At 45.2% G+C, this 17553-nt stretch carries 19 protein-coding genes; 10 read left to right on the top strand and 9 right to left on the bottom strand.

Features of this window, described 5'->3' with window-relative positions; translation table 11 throughout:
* Positions 1–28: 28 nt before the first annotated feature.
* Positions 29–646: an adenylyl-sulfate kinase gene (cysC, locus tag MO387_RS04555; protein ID WP_107946645.1), complete on the top strand. Its 618-nt coding sequence runs from the start codon at positions 29–31 to the stop codon at positions 644–646.
* A gap of 102 nt (positions 647–748) precedes the next feature.
* On the opposite strand, the gene MO387_RS04560 is transcribed toward cysC, so the two are convergent.
* Both MO387_RS04560 and MO387_RS04565 read right to left on the bottom strand, forming a co-directional pair.
* On the bottom strand, positions 749–1588 hold the full coding sequence (locus MO387_RS04560; protein ID WP_107946646.1) for a TIGR03899 family protein: 840 nt from the start codon (positions 1586–1588) through the stop codon (positions 749–751).
* Between the two features lie 160 nt (positions 1589–1748).
* Positions 1749–2957: an MFS transporter gene (locus MO387_RS04565; protein ID WP_107946647.1), complete on the bottom strand. Its 1209-nt coding sequence runs from the start codon at positions 2955–2957 to the stop codon at positions 1749–1751.
* Positions 2958–3223: 266 nt separating this feature from the next.
* On the opposite strand from MO387_RS04565, the gene MO387_RS04570 reads away from it, so the two are divergent.
* The 5 genes from MO387_RS04570 to MO387_RS04590 all read left to right on the top strand — a co-directional run bounded on the left by MO387_RS04570 (position 3224) and on the right by MO387_RS04590 (position 9015).
* Positions 3224–4630, top strand: coding sequence for a hypothetical protein (locus MO387_RS04570; protein ID WP_107402542.1), 1407 nt, complete (start codon positions 3224–3226; stop codon positions 4628–4630).
* A gap of 41 nt (positions 4631–4671) precedes the next feature.
* Positions 4672–5832 (top strand): imelysin family protein, encoded by a 1161-nt coding sequence (locus MO387_RS04575; protein ID WP_107946648.1) that lies wholly within the window; start codon positions 4672–4674, stop codon positions 5830–5832.
* 155 nt (positions 5833–5987) lie between these two features.
* The gene (locus MO387_RS04580) at positions 5988–7613 is read left to right on the top strand and encodes a di-heme oxidoredictase family protein (RefSeq protein WP_107946649.1); all 1626 of its coding nucleotides are present in this window, start codon (positions 5988–5990) and stop codon (positions 7611–7613) included.
* A 216-nt stretch (positions 7614–7829) separates the two neighbouring features.
* The gene (gene hemG / locus MO387_RS04585) at positions 7830–8351 is read left to right on the top strand and encodes a menaquinone-dependent protoporphyrinogen IX dehydrogenase (protein ID WP_012088398.1); all 522 of its coding nucleotides are present in this window, start codon (positions 7830–7832) and stop codon (positions 8349–8351) included.
* A 136-nt stretch (positions 8352–8487) separates the two neighbouring features.
* Positions 8488–9015: a cytochrome b/b6 domain-containing protein gene (locus MO387_RS04590; protein WP_107950129.1), complete on the top strand. Its 528-nt coding sequence runs from the start codon at positions 8488–8490 to the stop codon at positions 9013–9015.
* A 157-nt stretch (positions 9016–9172) separates the two neighbouring features.
* On the opposite strand, the gene MO387_RS04595 is transcribed toward MO387_RS04590, so the two are convergent.
* Positions 9173–9928, bottom strand: a complete 756-nt coding sequence (locus tag MO387_RS04595) for a DsbA family protein (protein ID WP_107946650.1) — start codon at positions 9926–9928, stop codon at positions 9173–9175.
* Positions 9929–10090: 162 nt separating this feature from the next.
* Between MO387_RS04595 and MO387_RS21180 the strand changes: the two genes are divergently transcribed.
* The gene (locus tag MO387_RS21180; protein ID WP_267897851.1) at positions 10091–10213 is read left to right on the top strand and encodes a hypothetical protein; all 123 of its coding nucleotides are present in this window, start codon (positions 10091–10093) and stop codon (positions 10211–10213) included.
* Between the two features lie 12 nt (positions 10214–10225).
* Here the strand turns inward: MO387_RS21180 and MO387_RS04600 are convergent, their stop codons facing one another.
* Both MO387_RS04600 and nfsB read right to left on the bottom strand, forming a co-directional pair.
* Positions 10226–10870: a DNA-J related domain-containing protein gene (locus MO387_RS04600; protein WP_071940128.1), complete on the bottom strand. Its 645-nt coding sequence runs from the start codon at positions 10868–10870 to the stop codon at positions 10226–10228.
* 338 nt (positions 10871–11208) lie between these two features.
* A complete protein-coding gene (gene nfsB, locus MO387_RS04605) occupies positions 11209–11862 on the bottom strand; it encodes an oxygen-insensitive NAD(P)H nitroreductase (RefSeq protein ID WP_107946651.1) in 654 nt (217 codons plus the stop codon).
* 128 nt (positions 11863–11990) lie between these two features.
* Between nfsB and rimJ the strand changes: the two genes are divergently transcribed.
* On the top strand, positions 11991–12530 hold the full coding sequence (gene rimJ, locus MO387_RS04610; RefSeq protein ID WP_063883789.1) for a ribosomal protein S5-alanine N-acetyltransferase: 540 nt from the start codon (positions 11991–11993) through the stop codon (positions 12528–12530).
* Between the two features lie 175 nt (positions 12531–12705).
* Here the strand turns inward: rimJ and MO387_RS04615 are convergent, their stop codons facing one another.
* The 3 genes from MO387_RS04615 to MO387_RS04625 are packed head-to-tail and all read right to left on the bottom strand — an operon-like array spanning position 12706 to position 14846.
* Positions 12706–13431, bottom strand: coding sequence for an amino acid ABC transporter ATP-binding protein (locus MO387_RS04615; protein WP_028761645.1), 726 nt, complete (start codon positions 13429–13431; stop codon positions 12706–12708).
* Positions 13424–14104: an amino acid ABC transporter permease gene (locus MO387_RS04620; RefSeq protein ID WP_106649619.1), complete on the bottom strand. Its 681-nt coding sequence runs from the start codon at positions 14102–14104 to the stop codon at positions 13424–13426. The genes MO387_RS04615 and MO387_RS04620 overlap by 8 nt, the downstream gene beginning before the upstream one ends.
* 7 nt (positions 14105–14111) lie before the next feature.
* The gene (locus MO387_RS04625) at positions 14112–14846 is read right to left on the bottom strand and encodes a basic amino acid ABC transporter substrate-binding protein (protein ID WP_105251595.1); all 735 of its coding nucleotides are present in this window, start codon (positions 14844–14846) and stop codon (positions 14112–14114) included.
* A gap of 370 nt (positions 14847–15216) precedes the next feature.
* Here MO387_RS04625 and MO387_RS04630 point away from each other — a divergent pair, with 370 nt between their 5' ends.
* On the top strand, positions 15217–16098 hold the full coding sequence (locus MO387_RS04630; protein ID WP_012088403.1) for a hypothetical protein: 882 nt from the start codon (positions 15217–15219) through the stop codon (positions 16096–16098).
* Between the two features lie 7 nt (positions 16099–16105).
* Here MO387_RS04630 and MO387_RS04635 read toward each other — a convergent pair whose 3' ends face one another.
* Positions 16106–16996, bottom strand: a complete 891-nt coding sequence (locus tag MO387_RS04635; RefSeq protein ID WP_012088404.1) for a LysR family transcriptional regulator — start codon at positions 16994–16996, stop codon at positions 16106–16108.
* Positions 16997–17118: 122 nt separating this feature from the next.
* On the opposite strand from MO387_RS04635, the gene MO387_RS04640 reads away from it, so the two are divergent.
* Positions 17119–17553, top strand: a complete 435-nt coding sequence (locus MO387_RS04640; protein WP_107946652.1) for a CidA/LrgA family protein — start codon at positions 17119–17121, stop codon at positions 17551–17553.

Here is a 17553-nt window from a genome sequence, read left to right on the forward strand (position 1 = left end):
TTAACAGCATGGGAATTGAGGAGTTTTTATGACAAATATCGTGTGGCATCAACATCCTGTAGATCAAGCCGCCAGAGCCGAACAGAAAGGCCAAAATCCAGTATTACTCTGGTTTACCGGACTGTCTGGCGCGGGCAAGTCGACACTGGCGGGTGCATTAGAGCGGGCGTTATTTGAGGCGGGATTCCACACTTATTTGCTTGATGGTGATAATGTGCGCCATGGCCTGTGTAAAGACTTAGGGTTTACGGTTGAAGACCGTGACGAGAACCTGCGCCGTGTCGGCGAAGTGGCCAAATTAATGGTGGATGCGGGGCTGGTGGTGTTATCGGCCTTTATTTCCCCGACCCGTGAGGAGCGCGATAGCATTCGTGCCCGTTTCCCTGCCAGTCAGTTCATTGAAGTGCACGTGTCGACGCCATTAAGTGTGTGCGAGCAGCGCGATCCTAAGGGGTTATATGTGAAAGCACGCAGTGGTGAAATCAGTAATTTCACAGGTATTTCATCACCCTATGAAGCGCCATTAGCGGCAGAATTGACCATAGATACCAGCAAAGGCGATTTAGCGACTCAAGTGCGCGCCTTAATCGATTATCTGACGGCAATCAATGTTATCAATGCCGATAGGGCTAAAGCGCTAGCTTAACATTTAGCCCTTATCTTACTTAAAAGGAGCCTTTAGGCTCCTTTATTATTTCTGGGTTTGGCTGGTTATGTTGTTGATTTATATTTTATTTTTATGGGGGTGTTATTCTATTTTAAAATCCTTAGCGAACAAGAGTTGCAGTGCCTTGAGGTATTCTTGATCCGGTTTAGGTTGCACTAGTTGGGCGAGTTCATCACCAATCGGTGTTAAGCGATAATAACTAAAAAGCAGATTACCGCTCTTGGGCGTAAGCTTCATCTGTATGCCTTGTAGGGCAAATTGAATGGGGGTTTTATTGTTGAGTAAACCAGTTTCGAACTCGCTGCTGTGCAGTATCCCGGCATCGACTAAGGTCAGAATGCTGGAGTAGGGTAGGCCAAACTGGGATAAACCTAAATTGACTGAGGTTGTTTTACGGAAATATTGGCCAATCCCACCCGACAAGCGGTAGCCACTGATGAGTTTTAGACGCTGTTCGCTATTGACCTTAGCCGCCATGCCAAGGGCCTTTTCAAGGATTTGTGCTTCCCTGTGGGTCAATTGCTTAAGTAGCGCTAAAGTACGCAGACTGAAGTTACCGGGATTGACTATCTCGCTCGATAATATTCGTGCCCACAAGTCTTGCATCCTACGGTTATGGATTTGCTCCGCCATCAAAAAGAATTGATGACTCCAATCGGGATCGAGATCGACTCCAGTCACATCCGACGGCGTATAGCTGAGGGCTAAGGCAAAAATGGTTTCCACATTAGCTTGATACTGGCTCGATAACTTGCGGGATCTATGTTGGGCGCGTTCGGCGATGGAAGCATTCGCGGGGCGATATTCTTGCTCACTGGCTAAACCTAATTGACGGCCGAGCAGCAGGGCTTTTTTGCGAGCAGATGCCTCGGATGTTGACTCGCCATCTTCTGCCAACATTAAAATATCTGAATCCTTCATCGCGTTAATCCTTGAGCCTGCATTAGGGGTGAAGTGAGGGCATAGCGCTCACCTTTATCTGTCGAACTTATTTGCCTAGCTTAGATGGCGATCACTTTAGCGTTCAGTTCTAAACTCAACATTGAGCTTAGCTTATTCCTAGGCCCGTTATTATGCCGCTTTATTCTACCGCTTTAGCGATGGATTTCGCTTTTTTGCTCGTCCAAGACCATAAGGTTTCATTACCCGGTTCAGGATGGCGCGGTACATTGAGCGCCAGAATTAACGAACATACGGCAAAGCCTGCGCCTATGTAAAATACCAAGGCGGGATCGGTTAACCATAATAAGCCCAAAAGCACAGGAATAATCACAGCGGCAATGTGATTAATGGTGAAACTGACCGACATAGTGGCGGCAATATCTTTGCTGTCGGCGATTTTTTGAAAATAGGTTTTCATCGCGATAGCCATCGCAAACAGTAAATGGTCGATCACATACAACGCTGCCGCCATGTGTGCTTGCTCGACTAAGGCGTAACTGATGAAGACTATGATGAGTCCGACGTATTCCACTGTCAGCGCATTACGCTCACCAATCCGACCAATGAACCGCCCAATTGCAGGCGCAAACAACAGATTAACGACATAGTTTATTAAGAACAGCGCAGTAATTTCACTCACGCTATAACCAAACTTTTCGACCATCATAAAGCCCGCAAACACCATAAAAATTTGCCGTCTCGCACCCGAGAAAAAGGTCAGCAGGTAATAGAGCCAATAGCGCTTACGCATAATGATTTTCTTATGTTGTACTTCCGTAGTCTCAAATTTGGGGTAATACCAAGTCATGGTTAGCACCATGACCAGACCTAACGCGCCAATAATCAGATACATGTGTTGATAGTCTAACTTCAACCAGGTCATCACTAACCAAATACTGGCATAACCCACTAAGGCTGCGGCCGAGCGCCACGCCAGCGCTTTCCCCATAAAACCTGCAGTATCTTTTTTATCGACCCACTGCAGCGTCAGTGATTGGTTAATGGTTTCAAAATAGTGAAACCCGACAGACATCAATACCGTCGTCAGATACAGGCCGAAGACTTGAGGAAAGAAACCTGTCACTGCCACGCCAATGCATAACAAGGCCAGCGAGAGTAGGGCGAAGGCTTGTTCTCGAATGAGTAAAAGCACAAAAATGGCGGTGAAAGCCAAGAAGCCCGGGATCTCGCGCAGGCTTTGTAACATGCCGATTTCAGCACCGGTGAACTGGGCTTTTTCAATCACGAAGTTATTGAGCAGTGCCTGCCAAACGGCAAACACGAGCGACATCACAAAGGTCATCCACAGCAAGAGTGCTTTAGGATCTTTGGTTTGAATGGATTTCATGGGTATGGACTCAGGCGATAAGTGTGCAAATGCTAATGCTTTTTTGGCTAATAGGCTAGATCACTTAACGCTTAAAGTGTGTGTGGTTTATGAATCAATATAGCGATTTCTTTGAATAAAAATACGGCCGTCAGATCTGCTATACAATCAGATACTAATGTAATTTGTTTGTAAATTTAATTGTAAATTCTAATGCAAATCATTCTCAATTGATCTATTTTGTTCGCGCATTTACGGGGAAGCTGTTACACAGCGCGGAGAAAGAAATGAGAGCAGAGTTAAAGTTGAGTTCATTGGCCATCATGGTCACTGCGTTCATAGGCAGTGTTAATTGTACTGCACAGGCAGCGACGGACCCTGCGATTTTAGAGCAGGCTATCGAAAGGCAAGAGGCTCAATTACAAGAATTAAAGCAGCAGTTATCAGAATTAGCTGCACAACAGAAACAGCAGCAAGTTCAGCAGACAGACTATCAAACTAAGACCAGTGTCGCGGTAGATCGTGTTGAAACCGCCGCCGATAAACTTAGCAAGTTTTCATTTGAATCCTACGGTACCGCCGTTTATACCAGTGATGAGTACTTTGATAACGTCCAAGACACCACACCAGAGCGCCGTAATCGTTTCGATTTAGAACGTGTTGTAACTGAGTTCGGCTATCAGTTTACCGATGCTTGGAGCATGGAAGTCGAGATAGAGTATGAGCATGGTGGCACAGGCGTCGCTTTAGAATACGATGGTTTTGATGAGTTCGGTGAATTTGAAACAGAAGTCGAAGCTGGCGGAGAGGTGATGATCGAAAAGGCTGAGCTGCGTTATCGTCCGTCTAAGGCCTTTGGGATTAAATTTGGTAATATCCATGTTCCTATTGGCTTGACCAGTATGCTGCACAAACCAAATCAATATCTTACCGTGATGCGTCATCGAAGCGAAGCCGCCATGATCCCCGCCGTTTGGAATGAAAACGGTATCGGTATATATGGTGAAATGGCTGATTTCCACTATCAGGCCCAAATTATCAGTGGTCTCAATTCAGAATATTTTAGAACCTATGATTGGGCAGCGTCGGGTCATCAAAAACGATTCGAGCATGTTAATGGCGACGATTTAGCATTTGCAGGACGTTTAGATTACGGCAACTTTAAGAAAGGTTCCGCCGTTGGTGTCGCTTACTACTATGGCAATACCAGTGGTAATCGTCATAAAAGTAATAAAATCAATGTGGATGGCACAGTTAGCATAGTGTCAGTCGCCGCGGCTTATGTTGAAGGTCCTTGGATCTTACGCGGTCAGTATCTCTACGGCACCTTAAGCGACAGCGATGCCATTACTCAAGCAAATAAAACAACGCCAGGCTTAAGGCCAGGTAACTTCGCACAGCTAGGATCGCAGTCACAGGCCTTCTTTGTTGAAGCGGGCATCGATTTGAATCATTTCACCTCTCTTCCGTTAACCGTTTTTGCCAACATAGATTATTCCAATCCTTTGATGGAAGTCGAAACAGGCACTGCGACTCAGCGTTTTGAAAATACTTGGACCAGTGTCGGCATTAACTATTTTCCTATCCCACAGATAGTGATTAAAGCGGAAGCAGGCTTACAACAAGTAGCCGTCGCGAGCATTCCGGATACTAATTTCTTCGCCCTTGGCGTGGGTTATCAATTTTCGCTCTAGTCACATTCATTTTTGATGGAACAAATAGGACATTAAGCACTATGACATTACGTAAAACGGCAATAGCCATCGCCCTTATGAGTACCTTAGCTGCCTGTGGTGGCTCTGGATCGGATGATTCAACGCCTACAACACCGACAACGCCGGATAATCGCTTTAGTTACGCCGCCACTGAGATGATCATTAACTTGACCGATGACGTTATCGTGGCTGGTTATGCGGACTTAGCCGCGAAAGCGGAAGCCCTTTTACTGGCGACTCAGAAGCTTACTAACTCAACAGCCCAAGCGGATTTAGACGCAGCTCAAGCTGCGTGGAAAGCGGCACGTTTACCATGGGAGCAAGGTGAATCACATATTTTTGGCCCAGTAGATTCACTCAGTATCGATCCACATCTTGATAGCTGGCCGCTTAATACGACCGATCTACAAACACAGCTAAATTCTAATTCAGGTTTTGATGCTGAGACGATTAAGGGCTGGAATGATGATGTACAAGGTTTTCATACCATTGAATTCTTATTATTCGGCGATGGTGTGAATGGTAATACTAAACCTATCAGTCAGTTAACAGCAAAAGAACGTGAGTATCTTATTGCATTGGCCGAAGTGTTCCGTGATTACACTAAGCAGCTCGACGACGCTTGGCAGATAAACCACAATCCGCAAGATACTGCAGCTAAACCTTACGCTGAGTTGCTGAAGCATCCCGGTGTAGCAGGCAATACTATTTACTCATCGCAATTGGCTGTAGTTGAAGAGTTGATCAATGGCATGATCGCGATTGTCGATGAGGTCGGAAACGGTAAGATTGCTGATCCCTTTGGTGATTCCCTTGCCACTGCTGATACTTCAAAGGTGGAGTCGCAATATTCTTGGAACTCATTAGATGACTTTGCCAATAACATCATTGGGGTACGAAATATATATCAAGGAGAGTTCACCGGTAACAGTGATCGTCAAGGCATTATTAACTTCGTAGCAGCTGCCGATGCGAACTTAGCGACACGTGTTAGCAGTGAAATCGATGATGCCATTATCAAGATCCGCGCTATTGCTGGCAGCAATCAACAGCCTTTCCGCCAAGCGATTAAAGATGATGCGGGAAGGGCGCGAATTCAAGTGGCTGTGGATGCCTTGACCAAGCTGAAAACCACACTTGAGTCTGATGTCATACCATTACTTTCTCGTTGGAAATCTTAATTTCATATTCAGAGCAATGCTAAGGCGATAGAGGTTCTTGGCATTGTCATGAAATGACGCTAAACGACGGAACCCGTTTGGTGAGTTATGTCTTAAGCAGCAAGGATGCAATTGCATAGTTGCTGCTTTGTCATTTTATTTGTGTGAGATTTTTGATGAATAACAGACACGTTTTAGTACCTGCATTTTTCATTGGCTGTTTACAGCTGAGCGCCTGTGGTGGCAGTGGCGATGCACAAGATGCTGATACACCCATACCTGAACCCATTGTTTATCCTGAATATACGGATATCACTGCCAGCGGCGGCGCAACGACAACCTTTGATGCAGGTAATTCAGGACATGGTTTCTCTACACCATCGGTAAATCTAACCGCGACTGAACTTGCGCTGCACATGGCGGGCGATAAGTTTTTTGAGACTTCTTTTACCACGGCGCCAAACGCTGAACACCCTGAGTTAGATGGTTTAGGTCCTGTATTTAATAATGCTAACTGCAATGCATGCCATCAACGCGATGGACGTAACTCGACTCCACAAGTCAGTACGGGCCAGACACGAGTTAAATTAGGATCGGATGCGGGCATCTTTTTGCGGATAAGTAAGGCTGCCAACGATACCTGTATTAAAGGTGATGTGAGTAATGATTATTGTGCACCCATTCCAGTACCTGATTTCGGCGGACAACTGTTTCATCGAGGCGTACTGCAAGCACGTGGTGATTGGCAACAGAATCAGTTTATTGGGCAAGCGGATGTTTACTTATCCTATGATACAAAATCAGTGACTTACCCAGACGGTACTGAAGTCTTATTGAAGAAGCCGCTATTTGAAGTGGAAAACCCCTATGATGCGCCCGGCGAAACTAAGCAAAGCCCCAATTTGACCTCAAATCTTTTGCAAGACGATGTGTTAATGGGATGGCGTAATGGCATGCCAGTCTTTGGCTTAGGTTTACTCGAAGCAATTGCGGCAGCGGATATTTTGCAACATGTTGATGAAAATGATGCCAATCATGACGGTATTTCTGGCCGCGCGAACTATGTGTTTGATGCTGTGAAGGCACAAACGGGCGATCCAGAACCTGTGTCTTTAGGCCGTTTTGGCTGGAAGGCGAATACCCCGAGTGTGCGGGTGCAATCCCTAGGTGCACTGCGTGGCGATATTGGCATAACTAATCCTCTATTCCCCGATGAAAGTATCAAAGGTACGTCGCTACACGATGCTTATCTCACTCGAACTGGTTTTATTGATACAGGGGCAGATGAAAATGGTGCGCCTGAAGTCGGAGCTGAGTTCAGTGATGCTGTTGTTTTTTATGCTGAAACCTTGGCCGTTCCTGCAAGGCGGAATGTTGCTCAACCGAATGTAAGAGAGGGGGCGAGATTATTCACTCAACTTAATTGTACCGCTTGTCATGTGCCCTCTTATACCACTAAAACGAGTGGCGACATTGGTGGACGAGCCATGAGTGATAGCTTAAAAGGACAGAAGATATATCCCTTCACTGATTTATTATTACACGATATGGGCGAAGGGCTCGCCGATGGCCGACCAGACTTTTTAGCCTCGGGAAGCGAATGGCGTACAAGGCCACTATGGGGTATAGGTTTAACTCAGACGGTTAATCCTCAAGCCGGTTTCTTACATGATGGACGAGCCGCAACTCTAGAAGAAGCGATATTGTGGCATGGTGGTGAAGCTGAAAAGAGTCAAGTTGCCTTCATGAATTTATCTAAAAATGAACGTGAACAAGTCATTGCATTTCTAATGTCTTTGTAAAGCGTGACAGGATGATTTGTCGATTCATCCTGTTTACTGTATTTCAGTATGGGCAAACCTCAGGGTTTGCCTTTTTTTGTGAGCTTGCTAAAACTACCGCATATACCTGAGTGGTTTGGGGCTAAGCCCGTGATCTATTTCATGTAAATTGCAGGGTAAATCACCTAATATGAAATATCTTAATGGTTATTTTACTTGGGATTAATCGAGGCTAAATTGAAAAGAATTCTCATCATTTATTCTAGTGTTCACGGCCAGACCCAAAAGATTGCAACTAAGCTCGCGCAGCAGTTAACGGCCTTGGACAATGACGTGGTTACCGCCGATATTAAGGCTGTTCCTGCACTCGCTGAGTTCGATAAAATCATCATAGGCGCCAGTATTCGCCATGGTAAACATAATCCTAGCTTGTACGAATTTATTGAAAAACATCAAGCTGTGTTGACGGATAAGGTCAGCGGTTTTTTCTCCGTTAGTTTAGTCGCGCGTAAACCTGAGAAAAATACCCCAGAAACCAATCCTTATATGCAGGCATTCTTAAGTAAAACCACTTGGCGGCCACAGTTGTTGCGCGTTTTTGGGGGTAACCTGAATTACCAAGGTTATAACGCCTTAGATAGAAATATCATCCGTTTCATCATGTGGTTAACGAAAGGACCAACGGATCCAGTTACCAATGTGGAATACACGGATTGGCAGAAAGTGGCTGAATTTGGTGAGCAGATCCACCGTGCCTAATTTGGGCATTAAATCGTGGCGCCGCGTTTTGCCCCTAGCCCACTTTATTCGCGCTCACTAAGCCGCCGCGAATGCATTTAATCTTCAAACTTCAATCATGCAAAGGGCAAAGGAAGCATTAAGTAGGATGAAAAATATAATGAGTAAACTCAGCTCCTTGTTCCGAGTCATGATGGCGTATCTGCATGTGTGGATTGTGATATCGAGCAGTTTACTCGTATGTGCCAGCCCGTGGATTTTTATGGGCCGACGGATACCCGATAACGCCGGTTTTTGGGACTATTTGCATGTGTATTTAGGTTTAGCGTGCACTGTGCTTGGGATTCTTTTCTTACTCAGCAATACCTTACATGGAAAATGGCACCAATACTTTGGTTGGCTAGCAGGCGATTGGATGCAATTAAAACAGGATATGCTTGGACTCACAAAAGGCAAATTCCCCGTCGCAGGTGGTAAAGGGCTGTTTAGTGCAATAGAAGGTATCGGTATGCTGTTGCTGGTGGCGACTGGGATTACGGGTGTCGTTTGGTTGTTATTTCAAGGGACGCCAACAGCGCTGGCGTGGCGCGGTTATCATCAAATTTTTGCGCAGACTTTTATCGGTTTCTTGATCGTACATTTAATCTTAGCGGCGAGTCATATTCTCGATTTCATTCGCGAATAACAGATTGGAAAATAACACTAAATGACTGTATTTATATAGACGATTGAATTAAGTTCTTATATCGCTAGCTTTTTTCGAATGCGAATAAAAATGGCCTCCTAATTTGGAGGCCATTTTTTATGCTGACAGTTCCTTGCTTTAACGCTTGTGTCTGGATTTAGCTAAGACGCTGCTGACGTGTCACACCAATTGCGGCGGCAAAGACTAAAAATAACCAGCCTAGGCTGCCACCCGATGAGGTTTTAGCGGTCGCGGCATCTTTCTCAACGGCAAGATAGTTAATTAATCCAATTAACTCATCTAAGGTTTTGATGCTGTTTAAATTTACTGCGTATTTATCGTTCACGATAAAGGCGGGGACGCTGTCGATTTTGAATTCATTTTGCTGAGTGCGCCACAGGGCCAGCTTTTCATCAGTGCTTTTGCTATCGGCTAACTCGTCGTATTTAGCGGCATCAACGCCAAATTGGGCGAAGACTTTTTTGATGTCATCACGGCTGTTAATTTGCGGCTCGTGCTGATGGCCCGGTGCACTGTGATCGTGACCGTTTGCGCCCTCAGCACCTTGGATTGCGGTAAACATAGCATGGGTTAAGGCATCTTTGTTATCAAGGCTTTGGATCACGGCCAAAGAGCGCATCACTTCGGTACCAATATCGCTATTCATAAAGTCGACATGCTTATTGTCGAAACTTATCTGTTTGTTGAGGTTTGCCTTGATATCTGGCAAATAGTTGGTTTCCATATTGAAGCAGTTATGGCAATAAAATGAATAGAATTCAGTGAGTTTAGGTTCACTGCTAGGCGCTTTTTCCGAGATTTGAGTGTAGTGTGTGCCTTCAACAAAATTGGCGGCAAAGCTGCTCAAAGGCGCAATTGCTAAGGTTACAGCCAAGGCTAATTGTTTAATCATAGTTTCCTCAAATTCGGTGGGATTGAATTCACTGTGTCAGTTGTGGGTATCGTCGATATTTAACGGCCAACAGAAGCCATAAAGTGAGCTTCAATCTAGAAGTTTAGCTAGCCAAAATGCCAGCGTAACGCATAGGTTCAGGTTAAATGGAAAGGCTTAATTATGACTGAATTGGCTCGTTGTGACTGGGCTAAATCTGTGATCCCAATGGAAGTTTTACCTAAGACTTGCTTTAGCCTTGCCTTAGCGGCACAGCAGTACGTACAGACAGGAACTGATTGCTAAAGAGAACAATGCTTAGGCAATGTCCCTTAGTGACTGCCACGCCTCGCATACCTCGCGAAAACGCGCCGCATCACCTTCGGGTCGGTCTGGGTGCCACTTGAGCGCTAAACGGCGCCATTGCTTGCGGATATCACGGGCGGTGGCACTCTCGTCTAATTCGAAAACTCGCAGTGCATTACCCTTATTCATCAGATTGATATTTAAGCCAATATAGCTCTTATAATTGCTCCAGAAGGCTTCAAGCAATTCACGCACTACGTTTTCGCTGGTGTCGTAGTTGTTCCAATCGAGATAATACTCACGCAGGGAAGTATCTTGCATAATCAGAAGGTTAACGTTTGATGGGACTAAGCGGAAGATTTGGATTTCCATGGCTTTGACTTGTAGCCATTGCTTTGGCAGTAATATTTCCTGCAGCTCAAACAGGGCGTTCATCAGTAGGAAGTTACGTTTGAATAAATCGTTACCCGGATTTTCATCAAGCTGGTGGATCAGCCCTTGGGTTTGTAATTCTGTGGCTAAGTGATGGATTTTCCAACTTTGGTTTGAGGCTTGTAAAACCGTGAGTAATGGCCAAATCAGTGGATTATCGCCCTTAGTGTTTGCAACTCGAATCGATTGAGGTTCTTCAGTGAGCGAGGGTTTGGCAAATAACATACTGACTGTCCCATCCTAAATTGTGAGTGTGACCAATGCGCCGATAAAAACCGCTGGGCTGCAAAAAAGATGACTCGAAACGGCGATCTGCTAAGCTATGCCGTCCTGAACTGCGCAGCAAATCATGCCATAGAGGCAAAGTGTAGGCAAAGATGAATTTTAGAGCAATACCATGGTGGTTTACTCCTACTTTAGATGGTTTCTTGTGCAAATAAGTCGTTAATAGCAGACAGGTTTTAGGATGTTGTTGCTGAAGCGGGTTACTGCGCTAAAAAATATGCCCTTGTTTATATCACATCAAATCAAGGGCATGCTGATTGCTCACTTAAGAGGTAGAACTAGATTTCGGTGAAAATCACCTCTTGTTCTAGGCGAGATTTAGGCAATTTAGCGTTGAAATCATCTTCTGCGTGATAACCCAAGGCGACAACCACGCAGGCGCATAGACCTTGCTCTCTTAAGCCTAAGACTTGATTCATTTTAGTGGCATCAAAACCTTCAATCGGACACGCATCAATATCTAATACACTTGCGCCGAGCATTAAGGTGCCGAGCGCTAAATAGACCTGTTTCTCCATCCAATGTTGGGCATCTTTCATCTCAAACTTATGCATGTTGGCGAAGAAAGAACGGCCATTATGCTGGGCTTGTTTTGCTTCCTCATTAGCTAAGCGGCCATCTTTTTCCTCTTGTTCAAGGATTTGCAGCAAATACGCTTCATCTAATTGAGTGCGAGTGCAGAGCACCACCACATGGGAAGCATTGAGGATTTTTTGGGTATTAAACGCATAATTCTCGGTTGCTTGGGCGATTAACGCTTTACCTTCGGCCGTGCTTGCTAGTACAAAATGCCAAGGCTGTGAGTTTACTGACGAGGGGCTGAATTGCAGTAGGGTTTTGATGTCTGCAATTTTTTCCGCTGGAATCGTCTTTGTTGGATCAAAGGCTTTAGTGGTGTAACGTTTTTTGGCGAAGAAACTTAAATCATTCATGTAACAGCTCCAAATCATCAGGAATACAAATTCAATGGCAGCATTTTAAGCAGGTTCAAGTAAAAAACAATGTGATCAAGACAGGTATTAGTTTCAAAAAATTTTTGAAACTGGATTTAGGATAAGTGATGAAAATGATTGAAACACAAAGAAGCTTAATTGAAGTGCTAGATAGGGATTTTGCGCATTTGTTGTTGAACTACTATCAAGATAATCAACAACATTTAGCGCCTTGGGAACCTATTCGTGGAAGTCATTATTTAACACTTGAATATTGGCAAGAGTCGTTAACTGCTTCGGAGCAAGCTTTTAGCAATGGCAGTGAGTTTAAGTTTGTCGCACTGACAAAAAACAGGCAGGAAGTCATAGGCATCTGTAATTTTACAGGCGTTACCCGCGGAGCTTTTCAAGCCTGTTTCCTTGGCTATTCTATTTCGCAAAGATTTGAGGGGCAGGGGTTGATGACTGAGATCTTATCTGCAGGAATTGATTACATGTTCAAGGAAGTTGGGCTTCATCGGATCATGGCAAATTATATGCCTGAAAATAAGCGCAGTGCTGCGGTTTTGGCGCAATTAGGATTTGAAAGGGAAGGTTTTGCTCGAGATTATTTGATGATTGCAGGGCAATGGAAAGATCATGTGCTGACAGCAAAAATTAATGGATGAGCTCTCGTATTAAGCTCTGATTTGGCTTTAGGTATTTGAGGGAGATCTAGGAGACTTAGTTGGAATCCTTCGCTCACTGCACGTACTGATCAAGGTAACGGCAGTGAGCGTGATTGTTTTAACTGAATTAAATTCAACTCACTAAATTCAACTGAATCAAATCAGCCAGTCTAGGCTAGCGCAATACCTTGCTTAAAAACGCTTGGGTACGGGCTTCTTTCGGGTGGCTAAATAGTTCATCGGGTGGGCTAGATTCGACCACATAACCGCCATCCATAAAGATCACTCGATCGGATACATCGCGCGCAAAGCCCATTTCGTGGGTGACAATGACCATGGTCATGCCCTTTAGCGCTAAGTCTTTCATCACGTCTAATACATCCCCGACCATTTCGGGATCGAGTGCCGATGTCGGCTCATCAAATAACATCAAGTCTGGTTCCATCGCTAATGCGCGGGCAATGGCGACCCTTTGCTTTTGGCCGCCCGATAAACTGGCGGGATAGGCATTGGCTTTGTCACTTAAGCCAACCTGTGCCAGTAGGTCGAGGGCTTTCGTTTCTGCCTGAGCTGGCGTCATCAGTTTCAGGCTGATGGGTGCTAAGGTGATGTTTTGGATGACAGTTTTATGGGGGAACAGGTTAAAGTTTTGAAACACCATGCCCACTTTTTGCCGCAGTTTATCTACGCAGGCGTTTGGCGCTGTGATCAATTGACCTTCAATCTCGATATCGCCTTGGCTTGGCTGCTCTAACAGATTAATACAACGCAAAAAGGTGCTCTTGCCACTGCCACTTGGGCCGATCACACTCACCACTTCACCCTGACGAATATGCTCGCTAATACCCTTGAGCACTTGGTTATCGCCGAAGTTTTTATGCAGGTTGGTTATTTTAATCACTTTGTTTCAACCTCTTTTCAAATTTCGACAGCACAAACGTGAAGCTGTAGGTCAGGAATAGGTAAATAAGGGCGCAGGTAAATAAGGGCACACTGTCCTCGAAGGTACGGCTACGGATGATTTCACCGGCGCGCATCAGGTCGACGCCACCGATAAAGCCAATAACGGCGGTTTCCTTGAGGAGCACGATAAATTCATTACCAAGTGCGGGCAGAATATTCTTGACTGCTTGGGGCAAAATAATCGATTTCATGGTCATGGCTTGGGATAAACCGAGCGAACGGGCCGCTTCGGTTTGCCCTTTATCAACGGCTTGAATCCCTGCGCGGATTATCTCAGAAATATAGGCGCCGCTATTGAGACCAAAGGCGATAATGGCGGCGGTGATTTTATCGACATCTAAGGCTGAAAGCACGATGAAGTAAAGGATCACTAATTGCACAACCACTGGCGTGCCACGGATAACACCGACATAAAGATTGGCGGGAAAGCGGATATACCACTTAGACGACATCTTCATAAAAGTGGTGCCAATGCCTAACACTGCGCCTAATAACATGGCGAAGAAAGTGACGATTAACGTCACCTTCAAACCATTTAATATCAGCAGTATACCTATCATGCCGTCTTCGCCAATTGGGCTAAACAGCGAGTTATTAATTGCGTCTATCATGCTGATATCACTTTATATGGGCAGAAACGAGCGTCTGATATTGGCCGTCGGCTTTCATGTTAGCCAGTGTTTTATTGATGCTCGCCAACAGTTCAGGCTGCTCTTTTGACACGGCGAAGCCATAAAACTCAGCAGGAAAATCCAGTTTAATCATCTTTAATTCAGGATTTTTAGCCAGATAGTTAGCGGCAGGTTCGCTGTCGAATAACACTAAATCCACCTTGGCATTTTTAAGCTCCATAATGGCTTCGAAACCCGTATTAAAGGCGGTGATATTTTGAGTGTATTTTTTCGACATGATGTCAGCGGTTGTGCCTAACTGCACCGCAAAGTGTTTGCCTTTAATATCTTCAAGCGTATGAATACTATTGTTATCTTTATTAACCAGTACCACTTGGGTCGCTTCGTAGTAAGGCTCAGAGAAGTTTACGTTGGCTTGACGTTCAGCGGTAATCGTCATGCCTGAGGCGATAAAATCAATCTTGCCTGAGTTGAGTGCGACGATCAGTGAATCGAATTTCATGTTTTCGACTTTCAGTGTCTTGCCCGCATCTTTAGCGATTTGCTTGGCCAGATCGATATCAAAGCCTTTGATTTCATCACCACTTTGGCCGCCAACATATTCAAAAGGAGGGAAGGCGGCATTAGTGCCAACGACTAACACGTCATCGCTTTTTCCGCATCCAGCTAACAACAAGGTGGCAGTTAAGGTCAGGCCGCCTAATAACATGGATTTTTTCATTTAAGACTCTCTTGTTCGATTTCACTATCAGTGTGGCGACTATAGGCAGATGAGCATGTTGTGTCAATAATTATGCTGTTAATTTGATTAAAAATTCATTTTATTTTTACGGTTTTCAGTCGCAAGAATGAGGGCCGCTGCTTTCCCGTACAAATTTGTGTATAAGTTGTTTTTTCTGGGTTGAATTCTTGTGCCTTGGTCTATATCTATTGTTACTGTTAGGTTTTTGGCTATCTGTACTTCTGTGGTGTTTATTAGCGGTTTCTCAATGAGAGTGTCATAATTTGAACTATCGTCTATTATTCTTCGATTAAATTGGCTAGTTTAGCCGCTCTTTAACGGCAACCTTAGTTGGTGTTATTCCTATTTTATGCAGTTTAACCCTCTGGCTGATTTGATTATCAAGCTAGAAACGATGTTTCAGGAGTCAAAAGTGAACTATCTCAACTCAGCATTAGTGTGTTTAGCCCTGTGCTTATCGAGTGCACTGCAGGCCGAAGAGCAAACTCAGTGGCATTACAGCTTAGGCAGCCATGATTTTGTGGTCGAGGATTCTCACACCTTAGGGGTGAATGCGAGTCTATTGTTAGAACATAAAACCCAAAGCGATATTTTGCTGACGGCGGCGCTGGATGCTTATATAGACGTAGATGTCGATAAACTCGACCCTGACCATATCCCTGTGTGGTTTAAGTCCACCTATGCTGCGAGTGGTGAGTTGTATCTTATTAATCCAGAGTTTTCATTGGGTTGGCAGTTCGATTTACAGGGCAAACGTAATACCGTTAGCTCGGTCGAGAAGCAAGCTAAGGTATTTCCTGGGCTGACGGCTAACTTTGACGGACAACAATTACAGGCCCAGTTGAAGGCGGGGGCGGGTTATTACTATCTCGAAATCGATGACGATGTGCCTAGAACCCGAGGTTACGACCGTGGCGATTTTGGCAATGGTACGTTTGCTTATACTTTTATGGGAAGTGTCGGGGCGGATGTGACGCCTAAGCTACATATGCAGGTTGCCGCGCAGACATGGCAGGACGAGGGCAAATGGTTAGAGAATCAATATCGCTTTGAGCTGAGTTACCAAACCGATTTTTGGCGGCCTAACAGCATGCTCGTGCTGAGCGCCGAGCACACGCAATACAATTTAGATCACTATGCCAAAGTCGATGTTAACTCGGCTGAGTATTTGCCTATTCTGCCATGGGATAGCGATACGCTAGTGCGTTTGAGCTTAGTGATCCCTTGGTAACATAGTGTCACTTATGAGTTAAGTGCTTCTCGACTAAGGCGATCATGGCTTGGGCTGCGAAGGATAATACTTGGTCCTTGCGCCAAAACAGCGATAACTCCCAGCGCAGCTCGTCACTCGCCAGCGGGATATTCACGACGCCGGGCACGCTGTAACGCCGCGCGATGGAGCGCGGCAATACCATCACCCCAGTTCCCGCCGCGACTAAGGCAATCCCGAAATCGGCTTGGCTAACGCGGGTAATGTTTTTAGGGACAAATCCAGCGTGTCGGCAGGCATTGAGCACTAATTGATAGAGGGTGTATTCAGTTTCGAACATCACTTGAGGATCGGCGCTGAGATCCCTAAACGACAGTATCTGTCTGGTGGATAACGGATTTTCCTTGGGAAGCACCACTACCATAGGATCGTTAAACACCCGAATCCCATCATAGCCGTCATCAAAATCGATAATCCCTGTGGCCAGTTCAATCTCACCCTTTTGGATCGCCGAGGTTTGTTCTACACCGCCACGGACGAGCAAGTGCATATCAATTTGCGGATATTGCTGGCGATACTTGGCAATAATGGGGGCAAAAATCTCGGCGCTGCCGAGCGGCGCTAATCCCAGATTGAGCTCGCCTGCGGTTAAGCTGCGCTGCGCCGTGAGTTCGGCGAGCATGCGTTGCCTTCCGGCGAGCAGGTCTTTACCGTGTCGATAAACGACTTCGCCTGCGGGAGTGAGTTTGACTTGGGTGCCGCGTTTACCCCGCTCAAGCAGGGTGAGATCGAGTTCTTGTTCTAACTGGCGCACGGCTTTTGATAACGCAGGTTGGGTGAGATGGACTTTTTCGCTGGCTTTACCAAAGCCTCCGGCATCGACGATTTCGATAAAATAGCGAATAACTTTGAGGTCCATTGGGCTTCACCTTTAAATGTATTCTTAAAATTCATGTATTACATTCTTAATATTCATTTTTTTTATCAAATAAGCAAGCCTAGAATAGCCCTATAGAAAACTTTGTTCTAACCGAGAAAATCATGTCATTCCCACAAGCCGCAATACGTCAGTGTCGACATTGGGCTTTGTTATTAACCCAAATCGGCCTCTTCTGTTTACTGTCCTTCGCTTGTCACTGGTTCGCCACTTGGGCACATTCTCCTATTCCTGGGAGTGTGATTGGCTTAGGCATACTCTTATTTTTATTAGGTTTTAAACTCATTCCCGAAAATGCCGTGCAACTGGGTGCCGCTTGGTTGATTGGTGAATTATTGCTGTTTTTTATCCCGCCTGTGATTTCGGTCATTAAGTACGAAGGTTTGTTTGAGCAATACGGCACCAATATATTGTTCACTTTAGTGATGGGCAGTGTGTGCGTGATGTTTGGTACTGGCTTTGTGGTCGACAGAGTGTTTCGTTTTGAGCGCCAACTGAACATCAAAAAGCAGGCCCGTCGCCACGTTAAGGCAGCTTAG

Origin of the sequence: Shewanella sp. N2AIL (assembly GCF_022690845.1) — a bacterium.
In the GTDB taxonomy this organism is placed as follows: domain Bacteria; phylum Pseudomonadota; class Gammaproteobacteria; order Enterobacterales; family Shewanellaceae; genus Shewanella; species Shewanella baltica.

Excerpts from the sequence above, each read along its gene's own strand:
- cysC (WP_107946645.1), top strand. The coding sequence starts at position 29 with ATGACAAATATCGTGTGGCATCAACATCCTGTAGATCAAGCCGCCAGA.
- MO387_RS04560 (WP_107946646.1), bottom strand. The coding sequence starts at position 1,588 with ATGAAGGATTCAGATATTTTAATGTTGGCAGAAGATGGCGAGTCAACA.
- MO387_RS04565 (WP_107946647.1), bottom strand. The coding sequence starts at position 2,957 with ATGAAATCCATTCAAACCAAAGATCCTAAAGCACTCTTGCTGTGGATG.
- MO387_RS04570 (WP_107402542.1), top strand. The coding sequence starts at position 3,224 with ATGAGAGCAGAGTTAAAGTTGAGTTCATTGGCCATCATGGTCACTGCG.
- MO387_RS04575 (WP_107946648.1), top strand. The coding sequence starts at position 4,672 with ATGACATTACGTAAAACGGCAATAGCCATCGCCCTTATGAGTACCTTA.
- MO387_RS04580 (WP_107946649.1), top strand. The coding sequence starts at position 5,988 with ATGAATAACAGACACGTTTTAGTACCTGCATTTTTCATTGGCTGTTTA.
- MO387_RS04595 (WP_107946650.1), bottom strand. The coding sequence starts at position 9,928 with ATGATTAAACAATTAGCCTTGGCTGTAACCTTAGCAATTGCGCCTTTG.
- MO387_RS21180 (WP_267897851.1), top strand. The coding sequence starts at position 10,091 with ATGACTGAATTGGCTCGTTGTGACTGGGCTAAATCTGTGATCCCAATG.
- MO387_RS04600 (WP_071940128.1), bottom strand. The coding sequence starts at position 10,870 with ATGTTATTTGCCAAACCCTCGCTCACTGAAGAACCTCAATCGATTCGA.
- nfsB (WP_107946651.1), bottom strand. The coding sequence starts at position 11,862 with ATGAATGATTTAAGTTTCTTCGCCAAAAAACGTTACACCACTAAAGCC.
- rimJ (WP_063883789.1), top strand. The coding sequence starts at position 11,991 with ATGAAAATGATTGAAACACAAAGAAGCTTAATTGAAGTGCTAGATAGG.
- MO387_RS04620 (WP_106649619.1), bottom strand. The coding sequence starts at position 14,104 with ATGATAGACGCAATTAATAACTCGCTGTTTAGCCCAATTGGCGAAGAC.
- MO387_RS04625 (WP_105251595.1), bottom strand. The coding sequence starts at position 14,846 with ATGAAAAAATCCATGTTATTAGGCGGCCTGACCTTAACTGCCACCTTG.
- MO387_RS04630 (WP_012088403.1), top strand. The coding sequence starts at position 15,217 with ATGCAGTTTAACCCTCTGGCTGATTTGATTATCAAGCTAGAAACGATG.
- MO387_RS04635 (WP_012088404.1), bottom strand. The coding sequence starts at position 16,996 with ATGGACCTCAAAGTTATTCGCTATTTTATCGAAATCGTCGATGCCGGA.
- MO387_RS04640 (WP_107946652.1), top strand. The coding sequence starts at position 17,119 with ATGTCATTCCCACAAGCCGCAATACGTCAGTGTCGACATTGGGCTTTG.